Source organism: Pseudomonas sp. 8BK (genome assembly GCF_902506475.1).
Classification (GTDB): domain Bacteria; phylum Pseudomonadota; class Gammaproteobacteria; order Pseudomonadales; family Pseudomonadaceae; genus Aquipseudomonas; species Aquipseudomonas anguilliseptica.
The window spans coordinates 919,463-932,313 of record NZ_LR733252.1 but is presented as its reverse complement, the minus strand read 5'-3'; the positions used below and the strand labels follow the sequence as shown (position 1 = coordinate 932,313).

At 61.6% G+C, this 12,851-nt stretch carries 14 protein-coding genes; 8 read left to right on the top strand and 6 right to left on the bottom strand.

What is annotated here, in order from left to right:
* Positions 1 to 378: 378 nt before the first annotated feature.
* Complete coding sequence (locus ACIN8IBEIGE_RS04215; protein WP_160013557.1) at positions 379 to 603, bottom strand: osmotically-inducible lipoprotein B; 225 nt, start codon at positions 601 to 603, stop codon at positions 379 to 381.
* A gap of 201 nt (positions 604 to 804) precedes the next feature.
* Positions 805 to 1,704, bottom strand: a complete 900-nt coding sequence (locus ACIN8IBEIGE_RS04210) for a LysR substrate-binding domain-containing protein (RefSeq protein WP_160013556.1) — start codon at positions 1,702 to 1,704, stop codon at positions 805 to 807.
* A gap of 118 nt (positions 1,705 to 1,822) precedes the next feature.
* Here ACIN8IBEIGE_RS04210 and ACIN8IBEIGE_RS04205 point away from each other — a divergent pair, with 118 nt between their 5' ends.
* Together ACIN8IBEIGE_RS04205 and ACIN8IBEIGE_RS04200 are read left to right on the top strand one after the other, a co-directional pair.
* Entirely contained in the window at positions 1,823 to 2,524 is a 702-nt protein-coding gene (locus ACIN8IBEIGE_RS04205; RefSeq protein ID WP_160013555.1) for an FMN-dependent NADH-azoreductase, read from the top strand.
* A gap of 390 nt (positions 2,525 to 2,914) precedes the next feature.
* A complete protein-coding gene (locus ACIN8IBEIGE_RS04200) occupies positions 2,915 to 4,300 on the top strand; it encodes an FAD-binding oxidoreductase (RefSeq protein ID WP_160013554.1) in 1,386 nt (461 codons plus the stop codon).
* 75 nt (positions 4,301 to 4,375) lie between these two features.
* On the opposite strand, the gene ACIN8IBEIGE_RS04195 is transcribed toward ACIN8IBEIGE_RS04200, so the two are convergent.
* Positions 4,376 to 5,119 (bottom strand): class I SAM-dependent methyltransferase, encoded by a 744-nt coding sequence (locus ACIN8IBEIGE_RS04195; protein WP_160013553.1) that lies wholly within the window; start codon positions 5,117 to 5,119, stop codon positions 4,376 to 4,378.
* Between the two features lie 170 nt (positions 5,120 to 5,289).
* On the opposite strand from ACIN8IBEIGE_RS04195, the gene ACIN8IBEIGE_RS04190 reads away from it, so the two are divergent.
* The 3 genes from ACIN8IBEIGE_RS04190 (at position 5,290) to eco (ending at position 8,136) form a co-directional block, all read left to right on the top strand.
* On the top strand, positions 5,290 to 5,976 hold the full coding sequence (locus ACIN8IBEIGE_RS04190; RefSeq protein ID WP_160013552.1) for a GNAT family N-acetyltransferase: 687 nt from the start codon (positions 5,290 to 5,292) through the stop codon (positions 5,974 to 5,976).
* Between the two features lie 139 nt (positions 5,977 to 6,115).
* A complete protein-coding gene (locus ACIN8IBEIGE_RS04185; RefSeq protein WP_160013551.1) occupies positions 6,116 to 7,459 on the top strand; it encodes a sensor domain-containing diguanylate cyclase in 1,344 nt (447 codons plus the stop codon).
* 200 nt (positions 7,460 to 7,659) lie between these two features.
* Positions 7,660 to 8,136, top strand: a complete 477-nt coding sequence (gene eco / locus ACIN8IBEIGE_RS04180) for a serine protease inhibitor ecotin (RefSeq protein ID WP_160013550.1) — start codon at positions 7,660 to 7,662, stop codon at positions 8,134 to 8,136.
* A gap of 47 nt (positions 8,137 to 8,183) precedes the next feature.
* Here eco and ACIN8IBEIGE_RS04175 read toward each other — a convergent pair whose 3' ends face one another.
* On the bottom strand, positions 8,184 to 9,158 hold the full coding sequence (locus tag ACIN8IBEIGE_RS04175; RefSeq protein WP_160013549.1) for a cyclase family protein: 975 nt from the start codon (positions 9,156 to 9,158) through the stop codon (positions 8,184 to 8,186).
* Positions 9,159 to 9,281: 123 nt separating this feature from the next.
* Here ACIN8IBEIGE_RS04175 and ACIN8IBEIGE_RS04170 point away from each other — a divergent pair, with 123 nt between their 5' ends.
* Positions 9,282 to 10,193 carry a LysR family transcriptional regulator gene (locus tag ACIN8IBEIGE_RS04170; RefSeq protein WP_160013548.1) on the top strand — a complete coding sequence of 304 codons (912 nt, stop codon included), beginning with the start codon at positions 9,282 to 9,284 and terminating at the stop codon, positions 10,191 to 10,193.
* A 360-nt stretch (positions 10,194 to 10,553) separates the two neighbouring features.
* Here the strand turns inward: ACIN8IBEIGE_RS04170 and ACIN8IBEIGE_RS04165 are convergent, their stop codons facing one another.
* Positions 10,554 to 10,859, bottom strand: a complete 306-nt coding sequence (locus ACIN8IBEIGE_RS04165; RefSeq protein WP_160013547.1) for a putative quinol monooxygenase — start codon at positions 10,857 to 10,859, stop codon at positions 10,554 to 10,556.
* A 153-nt stretch (positions 10,860 to 11,012) separates the two neighbouring features.
* Between ACIN8IBEIGE_RS04165 and ACIN8IBEIGE_RS04160 the strand changes: the two genes are divergently transcribed.
* The gene (locus ACIN8IBEIGE_RS04160; RefSeq protein WP_160013546.1) at positions 11,013 to 11,594 is read left to right on the top strand and encodes an NAD(P)H-dependent oxidoreductase; all 582 of its coding nucleotides are present in this window, start codon (positions 11,013 to 11,015) and stop codon (positions 11,592 to 11,594) included.
* A 10-nt stretch (positions 11,595 to 11,604) separates the two neighbouring features.
* On the opposite strand, the gene ACIN8IBEIGE_RS04155 is transcribed toward ACIN8IBEIGE_RS04160, so the two are convergent.
* A complete protein-coding gene (locus ACIN8IBEIGE_RS04155) occupies positions 11,605 to 12,114 on the bottom strand; it encodes a DUF2938 domain-containing protein (protein WP_160013545.1) in 510 nt (169 codons plus the stop codon).
* 72 nt (positions 12,115 to 12,186) lie between these two features.
* Here ACIN8IBEIGE_RS04155 and ACIN8IBEIGE_RS04150 point away from each other — a divergent pair, with 72 nt between their 5' ends.
* Positions 12,187 to 12,612: a helix-turn-helix domain-containing protein gene (locus tag ACIN8IBEIGE_RS04150; RefSeq protein ID WP_160013544.1), complete on the top strand. Its 426-nt coding sequence runs from the start codon at positions 12,187 to 12,189 to the stop codon at positions 12,610 to 12,612.
* The last annotated feature ends 239 nt before the right edge of the window (positions 12,613 to 12,851 follow it).

The window sequence follows — 12,851 nt, the reverse complement described above, 5'->3', positions numbered from 1 at the left end:
CCAGGCCATTACCCAACCGCATGGGTATCGCTCTGCTCCACCCATCCTACGCCGCGCTGGTTTGCGTCAACAATCTCCCAGACGACGCCAAACGCCCCATCAGCAGGCCGAGCGGAATCGTTGCGTAAGGGGTTGAGCGGCATGGATGCCGCGAGAGCCGCGATGGGCCGGGGATGGCCCTTCGCGGCGGGCCCCTGGAGCAATGATGGAACGAGGGAAGTCGAGCGCAGCGAGACCCGGATGAAAGGGGCAAGGCTTTTTGCTTACTTTTGGGGCGTCTGCCAAAAGTGAACCGCCGTAAGGGCGGAACCGTTCGAGCAGACAATACATAAGCGACGGATTCACGCAGAAAGCCTCACGGCCATCACGCGGCTCGCGTTATTTCTTTTTCTTATCGTCCTTGCCAACTTCGTGACCAATCACCCCGCCTACGGCAGCCCCGACGCCAGTGCACAGCACACCACCGCATAACAGGTGACCGGCTGCGCCACCAATCACTGCACCGCCAGCGGTGGTCTTGTCCTGATGGGACATATTCGAGCAACCACTCAGGCCCAGGGTGGAAAGCAGGATGCCGGTAAACAGCAGCTTGGAAATACTCATGTGCGTGACTCCAATGCGTCGCCTTATGAAATGCTCTGGCGAATTGCCCGATTCCATAGAGGACGAAAGGCCAGTGTGTGCTTATTGCTGGCTGGCGTCCGAGTTATATCGTCTCCCGGCCAAATCGCCTCGATTTGGCCGCGAGTAACCCGGATAACCGCCGCAACGGCGGATGCATAAAGCGTCATTCACCCGACAGGGCTACAGCGTACACAGCCCCCCCGGCACCGCCATCACCCAATCCCGCACCGCCCGAATGGTCGGATCGTGCTTACGGCTTTCCGGGTACACCAGAAAGAACGGCTTGCCTTCCAGCTCCGGGCCGAAGGGCTGTACCAGCCGCCCTTCCCTCAGCTCATCCTCAATCAGTTGCCGGCTCATCAGCGCCACTCCCTGCGCGCCGATGGCGGCCGAGACGGCGTGGGTCTCGTCGGAGAACACCAGCCCGGCGCTGATATCCAGCCCCGGCACCTTGGCCTGCTTCTGCCACGCGGCCCAATCGATCGGCGAAGAAACCACAGCTTGATTGCGGAAGTGAATCAGTGAGTGCTTGGGCAGCTCGGCGGCATCGTGCAAGCCGAGATGCGGGCTGCAGGCAGGGATAAAGCTGTTGTCGAACAGCTTCTCCGCCACCAGCCCCGGCCAGCGGCCGTCGCCATAACGGATGGCGATATCCGCGGTAACGCCATCCAGCGCCACCGGCTCATGCGAGGCGTGGATGCGCAGGTCGATATCCGGATGGGCGTCGCGCAGCATGCACACCCAGGACAGCAGCCAGCGCACCGCCACGGCAGGCGTGGTGCTGAGTGTTATAGCCTGGCGACAGGGAACCGCGCTAAGGCGCATCGCCGTGGCGCTGATGCTGTCGAAGGCACTTTCCAGCACCTGCTGCAGCTCGCGCCCCTGGGCGGTCAGTTCCAGCTGGCGCGGCTTGCGCAGAAATAGCGCGACCCCGAGCGACTCTTCCAGGGCGCGAATCTGATGGCTGATCGCCGTGGCCGTTACCGAGAGTTCTTCGGCCGCCTGCTTGGCGCTCTGGTGGCGCGCAGCCGCTTCAAAGGCGCGCAAGGCAGAAAGCGAAGGTAACCAGCGCTGCGCCATAGATGAATCTCCCTCATCCATACCTGAAAATAATCGTCGTTTGTCGCCCGCTTTAGCTGGGCTTAGCCTGAGTCTGCTGCGAATAACAGATGAATTCAACTTCGAAAGGAGACTCGACATGCCACATATCCTGCACCTGGACGCCAGCGCCCGCCCCGGCCTCGCCGGCAAGGATCAACACGGCTCGCACAGCCGCAACCTCACTCAGCGCTTTGTCAGCCAGTGGCTGGCCAGGCGTGGGCAGGACAGCCTCACCTACCGCGACATCGGCCAGAACCCACCGTCATTTATCAGCCATGACTGGATCGCCGCCGCCTTTACTCCGGCCGAGCAGCGTGAGCCGTGGATGCAGGAAACCCTGGCCGAGAGCGACCTGCTGGTCGATGAGCTGCTGGCGGCAGATGTGCTGCTGATCGGCGCGCCGCTCTACAACTTCGGCATGCCGGCCGCGCTCAAGGCGTGGATCGACCAGATCGTGCGTGCCGGCAGAACCGTGGATATCAATGAAGGCAATCCGCTCGACCCTTACGTGCCGCTGCTGGCCGACCGGCCACGGCATGCGGTGATCCTCTCGGCCCGAGGCGGTATCGGCTTTGGCGTGGGGGGCGAGATGGCGCATATGAACCACCTGGAACCCAACCTGATCACCGCACTCGGTTTTATCGGCATTACCCAGGTGCACCAGATCGCCATCGAGGGTCAGGAAGTCGGCGGGGAACTGCTGGCCGAGTCGGTGGCTCAAGCCCTGAGTCAGGTCGATGCCTTGGTGCTGAAGCTGCAGCGAGCGCTGCAGGTAAACCGCACGCCAGAGCTGGCCTGAACACCAACGGCCTGCGCCACGGCGGCTGCCTTGTAGGGTGGACAACGCGAAGCTTGTCCACCTTGATGACCAACACCACCGCTGGCGACCACCACTGACAACGCTTTTGCTTTTCAACCCGCAAACACACAGACGAGACAAAACTCCTCATCTGGGGGCCGAAGCGCAGCGATCCAAGCATTACCAGAGAACAAAACCGAAGCAGTGTATGTACGCAAGGCTAAACAAGAGCACCGTGGTCAAGCTTTCCTACATATTCAATTAGCACTCGCAGGATTGGCTAAGGAACAATAGAGGACAACCCACCCTTGATAACGTCTATTTGAGCACCTAAGCGAAACTCTAAGCTGCTCAGATTATTCGTTTATCTACCGCGAACAAGGAAGCTCCATGCGCATAGCCCCCATCCTTATCTTGCTCCTCTGCCAGTCCGCACACGCCGCCCAAACCGTCAACGACATCAGCGGCATGAATCCCATCGAGGTGGCGCAGGTACTGGCGCCAACTGAGTTGGAGCAAGTCGTCGAGGCAGTGCGCGGGCATCCTGGTCCCATTGCCATTGGCGGCGGGCGCTTCAGCATGGGTGGGCAGACCGCCACCGAACACGCACTACAAGTCGACATGCGGCGCTTCAATCGAGTGCTGGAGTTTTCCGCAGAGCGCCGGGAAATTCGTGTGCAGGCCGGTATCACCTGGCGCGAAGTGCTCGACTACATCGACCCCCACGGCCTTTCACCACAGATCATGCAGTCCTACGCCAATTTCACCGTTGGCGGCGCCCTCAGCGTCAACGCCCATGGCCGCTATGTCGGCCAGGGTCCGCTAGTACTCGGGGTGCGCTCATTGCGCCTGGTGCTGGCCGACGGCCAAGTGGTGGAAGCCAGCCCGACGCACAACAGCGAACTGTTCTATGGCGCTATCGGCGGCTATGGCGGGCTCGGCGTTATCGTTGAAGCCACCCTGCCGCTGGTGGAGAACAGCAAGTTGGTACGCCAAACGCAACTGATGCCATTGAGCGAATATGCGCAGTTCTTCGCCACTCAGGTACGCGGCAACCCGGATATGGTGATGCATAACGGCATCCTTTATACCGACGATTACGACAGTGTCCGTGCGGTGTCCTACCTTCGTACGGATGCACCGCTGACAGTCGCAGAACGCCTGGTGCCGACCGACCGCGACTACAAAGCAAAGCGTGCCGCGCTGGCAGTGGCCAGCAGCAAGGGCGGCGCGAAAATGCGTGAAAACCTGGTCGACCCGCTGCTGCTCAACAGCCCCCAGGTGCAATGGCGCAACCACAAAGCAAGCCTGGATGTGCGCGAGCTGCAACCCATTTCCGGATCCGACTACAGCTATGTACTACAGGAGTATTTCGTCCCCGAAGCCCAACTGCAGCGCTTTGTAATGGGGATGAAGGATGTGCTTAAACAGCACAAGGTCAAAGTCGCCAACATCTCCATCCGCCATGCCAAAGCCGACCCTGGCACCTTGCTGGCCTGGGCGCGCGGCGACACTTTCGCCCTGGTGCTCTACTACCGCCAAGGCGTTTCACCCAGTGAACGCGCCATTGTCACTGACTGGACGCGACAACTGATCGACCTGGTCATTGCCCATCAAGGCAGCTACTACCTGCCCTATCAAATCCACGCCAGCCGCGAACAATTTCTCGCAGCCTACCCTCGCGCCAAAGAATTTTTCGCCTTGAAAAAGCGCGTAGACCCAACCAATAAATTCCGTAACAAACTATGGGATGCGTACTACCGTCAGGCCGAGTAGCCCTCGTTATATAAGCCTTCGGCTTTGTGGGATGGGCAACGCAAAGCTTGCCCACCGGCGCTGTGGATCAACCCGCTAAATCTTTACGCAGGCAAAAATCGCATTCCCCGAAAGCCCATCCCACGGGATAAGTTTCTGGTAGTCATGCTCAAACACATGCACGTCAAAGTACGGCTGCAACAGCGCCTGCAACTCAACAAAGCCCACCGCCACCATTGGATGCTCGTCGTGCCACACCAGGGTGTGCTCGGCGGTGGCCTTTTCAATGCGCAGGCGCAAGACCTGCGTCTCGCCTTCGCCGGCGTAATGCCAGCCGGAACTGAAGGTGAAGTGGCCATCAGCGTAGTGGGCGCTGTGCGCGGCAAACAGGCTGTTGTCGATTTTGCCCTTGTCGACCACGTTAAAGCAGAACAGCCCATCGACTGCGAGCGCCGCATGGGCACTGGCGATGCAGGCTTTCAGCCGTTCGATACCGCCGCTGTAATGAATGGAATAGAGGAAGCAGGTGATCAGGTCCAGCGGCTCACTCACGGTGAAACCGCACATGTCCTGCAAGGCAAAGTGCGCCTGCGGGCAGCGTACGGCGGCCTTGTCCAGCATCGGTTGGTTAATGTCGAGCCCGCTGCTGATATAGCCAGCATCGATAAGGTGCCGCACATGCGGTCCCGTGCCACAGGCCAGATCGAGGTGGCGGCTGCCGGCGTTGCCAAACAGCTGCTGCAGCCGGTGGATACAGTGGCTTTGCGCCTGGTAGTCGATATCCGCGCACATCAGGTCGTAATAATCAGACAGGTCGGTATAGAGGGCATTAACGGACATGGTGACCTGATGATGGGTGAGCGGCTTTGCCGGGCGCGCATCATAGCCCAAGCCAAGCCAGCGCCGTTCAGCTCCTGCCAGGTGACGCGCAGCAAGGATCGATCCCGCAGGCGTTACAATGCCGCCCACGCCGACCGCCCAATCGCGCATGCCCCGGAGCCAGACTGACGATGTTCACCCTTGTACACCTGGACACCCCACCACCCGAATCACTGAACAGCCAGGTGCTGCAGATGGTGGTGGACTACCTCAGCGACATCAGCCCGGTGTCACTGACGCCCAGCAACCCGCTCTACCAGCTGTACCAGTACGTGATTGGCTACGAGATGCACCTGTACCTGCAGGCCATGGACAGTGCCATCGCCAGCAGCGCGCGGTTGATTCTCGCCCTGAGTGATCAGGACCCGTCCCAGGTGCTGGGCTTTGCCCTGTACCTGCCGACCAAGGATGCTCCCGACGCCTGCACCCTGGCTTATATGGCTGTGCAGGCCAGCCAGCGTCGGCACGGGATTGCCCGCGCCATGCTGCAACAGATGGTTGCTCGTCACCCGCATGCCGAACTGGCGTGCGTGGCAGGCAAGGTCGCGACCTTCGAGGCCATGGGCTTTCAGGTGCTGGCCGCGCGCGGGCCGCAGGTGCTGATGGGCACCCGCAACTACAGCGCGAACGGCATGCTGGCGGTGCAGGACCTCGCGCCGATCTTCCAGTCCACGGAAGTCCGGCAGATTCACGCCTACCTGCTCAAGCAGCACGGCAAGCGGGCCATGAGCGACGCGGAGAAACAGCGCGACCGCCTGCTCGACCAGCTGGCCCAGCAAGCGCAGACGCTGGTACGCGAGCGCCTGATCGTGCATTGAGCGCAGCATGCCTGTGCTGCCGTACACAAACCGCACGCTGAAGCGAGCCACACACAAAACGCCGATGACCGCTAACTCACGCGCCAGGAACAGCCATAGCGCTAGCGAACCGCGCAGACAGGGCAGTATATTCAGCGCCATGACATCAAATCGCCACCCGCCCCACGACAAGCTACTGGATCTGCTGCTGGACGTTGTCTGCGTAGTGGATAAGGACGGCCGCTTTCTGTCCGTCAGCGCGGCCTGCGAGCGGGTTTTCGGTTATCGGCCCGACGAAATGCTTGGCCGCACTGCCTTTGAATTGATGCACCCGGACGACCGCGACGCCAGCCGGGCGCTGGTACAGCGCATCAATTCGGGCCAACCCTCGCACGATCATGAAAACCGTTATATCCATAAAGACGGCCACATCGTGCACATCATGTGGTCTGCCCAATGGCTTGAGGCCGAGCAAGTACGGGTCGGGGTGGCGCGGGATATCACTGCGCGCAAGCGTGCCGAAGCGATGCAGGCGGCGCTGTATGCGGTATCGGAAGCGGCTCACGCGGTTGGCGATCTGCACAAGCTCTATAGTCGAGTGCACGAGGTGCTGGGGTCGTTGCTGCCCGCCACGCACTTTTCTGTCGCGTTATACGACGCAGCGAATGACCAGCTGAGCGTTGCCTATCACGTTGATCCCTCAACCCCGTCGCCGTCACCCATGCCGCCGAGCACCACCACCGCCCATGGCGAGGTTATCCGCCGCGCTGAAGCGCTGTTGCTAACCCCTGAAGCAATCAATCAGCATGCTCTCGACTGGCTGGGTGCGCCGCTGATTTCAGGCACCCAGACCCTCGGCGCGCTGGTGCTGCAGCACTACTCCGGGGGCGTGCGTTACACCGAACAGGACAAGGCGCTGCTGCAATTTGTGGCGAGCCAGCTGGCAGCGGCCATAGAGCGCAAGCGCACGCACACTCGCCTGGAGTTTCTTGCACAGTACGACCAACTGACCGAGCTGCCCAACCGCACGCTGTTCCTTGACCGCTTGCGCAGTGCGCTGCAGCGGGCAAAAAGAGACGCCTTACAGCTGGCGGTGCTGTATCTCGACATGGATCACTTCAAGCAGATCAACGATACCTTCGGCCACACCACCGGCGACCTGCTGCTGCAGGAAGTCGCGCGGCGCCTGCGCCAGTGTGTGCGTGAGTCCGACACGGTGGGCCGGTTGGGCGGCGACGAGTTCGCGGTGATCGTCGACAACATCGGCCGCCAGGAAGATGCCACCCTGGTGGCCGAGAAGATGATTGTCGCCCTCAGCGCGCCCTACCTGCTGGATGGGCACCGCTTGATAAGTGCGCCAAGCCTGGGGATCGCGCTGTACCCCGGCCACGGCCAGACGGAGCTGCAGCTGGTGCGCTGCGCCGATGAAGCCATGTATGTGGCCAAACGCAGTGGCGGCAAACGCTACGTGGTCGCCGCACAGCCGCTCACGGACGCTGACTGACGGCCTGATGCGCGCGGTGCGGCAGGTGTCCGCAGCTGACGACAATGGGCTCGCCCCCCAGTAGCCGGGGGGATTTGCCTGGCCGAGGAACTTCACCTCTGCGCAACAGTCAGTTGGCTGCGCTGCCAACCCGGCACCACTGCTCAACCCATGCAGTGCTCAACGGACGGCCCACAAGGCCCACAAACCAAGGACTTTTTATGACCTCGCCGAAACTGCCCCTGTTCGTTCTCGCCTGCGCCCTGCCCCTGACCGCTTGCGCCGCCACCCCGGAATCACTCAAGCCTTACCCGGCAGCCGCCGAAGGCTATCACCGCCATGTGATCGAGCTGCCGGCGCAGGCCAATGAGGCCGAGCACAAGGTCGAACTGATCGCCGGCAAAACCCTGGAGGTGGACTGCAACCAGCAGCGCCTCGGCGGCCAGTGGCAGGAGAAAACCGTTGAAGGCTGGGGCTACAACTACTACGAGCTGGGTCAGGTCGGCCCGGCGATAAGCACCCTGATGGCCTGCCCCGACAACAGCCGCAAGCAGGCGTTTGTCCCGGTGGGCGGCGAACCCCTGCTGGTGCGTTACAACAGCAAGCTGCCGCTGGTGATCTACGCCCCGGCCGATGTGCAGGTGCGCTACCGCATCTGGTCCGCTGCCCCGGATAGCCTGGCAGCCGAGCAGTACTGAGTCATCGCCCATCCAGGCCAGCCTGTTACAGGCTGGCCTGCTGGCCTTCACTGGATCGGCAGGGCAATCGGGCGCATCGGTGAGCCATCGGCGCCCTTGAGCCGCAGCGGCGTGCCAAACCAGGCGAACTGGTAGACCTGATCGGCGGCCAGGCTTTCCAGGTTGACGTTCTGCATGATCGGCACGCCCTTGATCGACAGCATGGAGCTGTGCACCGGAATCCAGTTGTCCTTCTCCTGGGACGGCCACACGTCGGTGCTGATGTTGTCCACCCCGATCACCACCGCACCGGCATCGGCGAGAAAGTCGGCGGCTTCGCGGGTCAGCCCCGGAGTGTTGTGCATATAGCGCTCGGCCTCGCGGAACCACTGCATGCGCCCGGTGCGCACCATCACCACGTCGCCGCTTTCCAGGGTCACGCCCTGGGTTCGGGCGGTGTTGCGCAGGTCCTCGACGCTGATGCCATAGGACTCGGGCAGCACCTCGACGCCCTTGTAGCGGGCCACATCCAGCAGCACGCCGCGGGCGATGATCGGCGGATACTTCTCCACCCCGGCCTTGTGCCAGCCGCGATCACCCAGGTTGTCGGCGGCCGAATAGCCGTTGAAGATCTTGCCGTTGAGGCCGAAGTGAGACAGCGCGTCGATATGGGTACCGGTGTGCACGTACATGGAGATGGCCGAACCGGAGTAGCTGATCTGGCTGTTCTTCTCCTTGCCCAGGCCATTGGGGTCGTCAACGATGGTGCCCTGTGGGGTGTGCACGTTCCAGATCTGATAGCGCGGTTGGCCGAGGAAGTAGTAGCTGGGCATGCCGACGAAGTATTCGACGCTGAGGTCATAGACCTTGCCGCTGCTGATGCGCTGCACCACTTTGAGGACCGACTCGGGGGTGATACGGTTCAGCGCGCCGATTTCGTCCTGGCTACCCCAGGGGCTCTTGCCGACCTGTTCAGTCTGGGCCGCCTGGGCCAGACCATTGAGACTCAGGGCCAAGCCCAGACCAAGCATCAGGTGTTTCATGGATCAGACTCCGTAAAAAAGGTTCGAGCACAGGTTACGGAGTGGGCCAGGGTGAAAAAACGGCCAAGGTGCGAAAGCATTTTTCGCGTCTCGTGAATAATCAGGCCAAGGGAGAGCCGATTGATGGACAGGTTGCAGGCCATGCACTGCTTCGTACGCGTGGTGAAACGCGGCAGTTTTTCAGCCGCTGCCGAAGAGCTGGGCTACGCCAACGCCACCGTCAGCAAATACGTGCGCCAACTGGAGCAGTGGACCCAGCAGCGGCTGCTGCAGCGCAGCACCCGCAGCCTGCAACTGACCGAAGCCGGCCAGACGTTCTATGACTACTGCCTGCGTATCGAGCAGGAAACCCAGGCCCTGGAAGACCAGCTTGAACGCGACCAGGTGGCCGGCCGCCTGGTGGTGTCGGCGCCGATCTCCCTGACCCTGAAATTGCTGGGCCCGGCGCTGCTGGAATTCCAGCAGCAACATGCGAACCTGCATCTGGAAATGCGCCTGAGCGACCAGGCAGTAGATCTGGTGCGCGACGGCATCGACCTGGCCCTGCGCGGCAGTGCCGAACTGCTCGACTCAAGCCTGATTGCCACCATGGTGATGCCCCTGCCCCGCGTGCTGGTGGCCAGCCCCGCCTACCTTGCCAAACATGGCACGCCTCACCACCCGGAGGATTTGAGCCAGCACCCGTGCCTGGTTTACAGCCGTGGTAGCGAGGCGGCCACCTGGGTGTTCAACGCAGGCGAACAGGTGCACAGCGTGCGGGTACGCGGCCCGCTGACCGTGGATAACAGCCTGCTGTTGATCCAGGCGCTGCTCAGGGATCAGGGCCTGGGCCTCGTCCCCCGCGCCCTGATAGAGGACGAACTGGCCAGTGGCGCACTGCTCGCCCTGATGAGTGACTGGCAGCCCGAAGGCCGCAGCCTGCATGCGCTCTACCCCAATCGCCAGTACCTGCCGCGACGGGTCAGTGCGTTGATCGAGTTTCTCAAACAGCGCTTCGCCGTGGCTCAGGGCACGCCAAACAGCGCCGTCCAGTAGATCCTCGCGGGTGACTGCCGCACTGGCGGGCGGTGGTGTCGGCCAACTGATCAGCTGCGCAGCAGTAAGCGCAAGCCACCAATCCAGCCAGACGCTAGGGTCTGTTGCCGTTTCGTTCGCGGTCGCGCCGGAGCCTGTTTTAGCGCGAGGCAAGGCACGAGACACGAAGTTTGGTTGTTCCAAATGAGTGTCGAGAAACGCAGTATCGCGCTAAAACAGGCCCGGCCCTCTGGGTTGCGCACAAAATCTCGCCAGGCTAGGCGGAGGACTTGGCAAGGGAACAACCATTACCTGCGTCCTCCGCCTAGCCTGGCGAGATTTTGCGCAGCAACGCGGCGCGCGTCGAAATGGCAACAGACCCTAGGCTGCAGAGCTGAGCATCTCGACCTCGCGAATCTCGAAATCACTGCGCAGGTACTCCATGCGCCGCTCATGGAACTGGCGCATATGCGGCAAGCCACTATGGATGGCCAGATGCTCCCGTGACTGCCAGACCTCATAGAAGATAAACAGCGTCGGGTCCTGGCTATCACGCAGCATGTGATAGGCGATGCAGCCCGCCTCGGCGCGGCTCGGCTCGACATAGGCACGAAACAGCGCCTCGAACTCGGCGGCCTTTTCCGGGCGGATGTGGGCGTGCAGGATAAATCCGTATTGGTCAGCCATCTTGGGCTCCTGGCAGGGTGGATTTATTTACCCTACAACAGCCAACCCCAGACCATTCATGCATTTCAGTCACAAGTAATTTGCCCGCCAGCGGCTATTTCTCCCCGCCCATGCGCCCTAGCATGCCGCCATCCATTTACCGAGGATCATGCCATGAAGAACATCCTGCTACTCAACGGCGGCAAACAGTTCGCCCACTCCGACGGCCGCTACAACACCACCCTGCACAACACCGCGCTGGCCTTTCTCGACCGCGCCGGCTTCGACCTCAAGCACAGCCATATCGACAGCGGCTACGACGTCGCCGAGGAAGTGCAGAAATTCCTCTGGGCCGACGTGATCATCTACCAGATGCCCGGCTGGTGGATGGGCGCCCCCTGGACGGTGAAGATGTACATCGATGAGGTGTTTACCGAAGGCCACGGCAGCCTCTACGCCAGCGACGGTCGCACTCGCTCGGACGCCTCGCAGAAATACGGCAGCGGCGGCCTGATCCAGGGCAAGCAATACATGCTGTCACTGACCTGGAACGCACCGCAGCAAGCCTTCGACGACCCGACCGACTTCTTTGAAGGCAAAGGCGTGGACGCCGTCTACTTGCCCTTCCACAAGGCCAATCAGTTCCTCGGCATGCGCGCCCTGCCGACCTTCCTCTGCGTCGACGTGATGAAGCGCCCTGCCATCGAGGCCGATATTCTGCGCTACGAGCAGCATCTGGCGCAGGTGCTGGGCTAAGCAGCCGACCTTAGCGGCAGAGGGGCAAAGCCAACAGCTGCGCCCCAAGCCAGCCGGCCAGGTACACACCCAGGCCGAATACCAGATGGGTGAGCAGCGCACGCAACCTGACCTGCCAGGGATTGGCCATACGCGAGGCCGCCAACCCCATGCCGAACCCCGGCTGCATCAGCAGCAACGGCGCTGCCACACTGATGACACCGAGCAGCAGCGCCGGTAGCAGCGTCGGCCGACACAACCACTGCGGACCTACCAACAGCACAAACAGGCCGACGAAGGCCACGCCGATCAGGTAATGGCTGCACCAGCCCAGCAGCCGCTCGCCACTCACGGGTTGTGCCTTGCCGATGGCCGCATGCTGGAAACGGCCATGACGCATATGCCCCAGCCAGCGGCCGACCAGGGCGTAGTCCAGCGAGGCAATGCCGAACCAGCGCCGCCGCGCCAGCGCCCAGGCGTCCATCAGCAGCGTTGCGCCCACGCCCACCAACAGCACGTAGAGAATCAATTGACTGTTCATATCCACCTCTTTTGCTTTGTCTGAAAGGCTGTTTTCATAAGCCTGCCAGTTCAAGCTAACTTGAGGTCAAGGATGAAAGAGATGGATATCGGCAAAGTCTCGCGCTGGTCCGGTTTGCCGGCGTCGACCCTGCGCTATTACGAAGAGAAAGGCCTGATCCGCTCCATCGGCCGCAACGGCCTCAAGCGCGTGTTCAGTGAATCGGTGATCCAGCGCCTGGCGCTGATCGCCCTCGGCCGTGAAGCAGGGTTTTCCCTGGATGAAATTGCCACCATGCTCGCCGCAGGCAGTCAGCCAGCAATTGACCGCGCGCAACTGCAAGCCAAGGCCGACGAACTGGACCGCAGCATCAAACGCCTCAGCGCCATCCGCGACGGCCTGCGCCATACGGCGTCCTGCCCGGCAGACAACCACCTGGAGTGCCCGAAGTTCCAGCAACTGATGAACCTGACCGCCCGCACCACAGCCAGGAGCCGGGTTCATCCGCCGATCAAGTAAACGGCCGACAGGCACGCGCCATAGCCAAACGCCAGCATCCGTTCGTCTTGCCGCATAGCTTGCCGGATGGACGGCACCTCAGATTGAAAAACGCCGTCCCATACTGATTTCCCTCATGTGCTTCGCGCTGTGTGCATGAGCTCAACCACATGGATATCAATCCAAGGGTGACGTGCCACAGCAGTGCAGTAGCTCGCGCAGTAAGAAGTTTTACGGGCAGGGTGCGCCCCTTGTTGAAT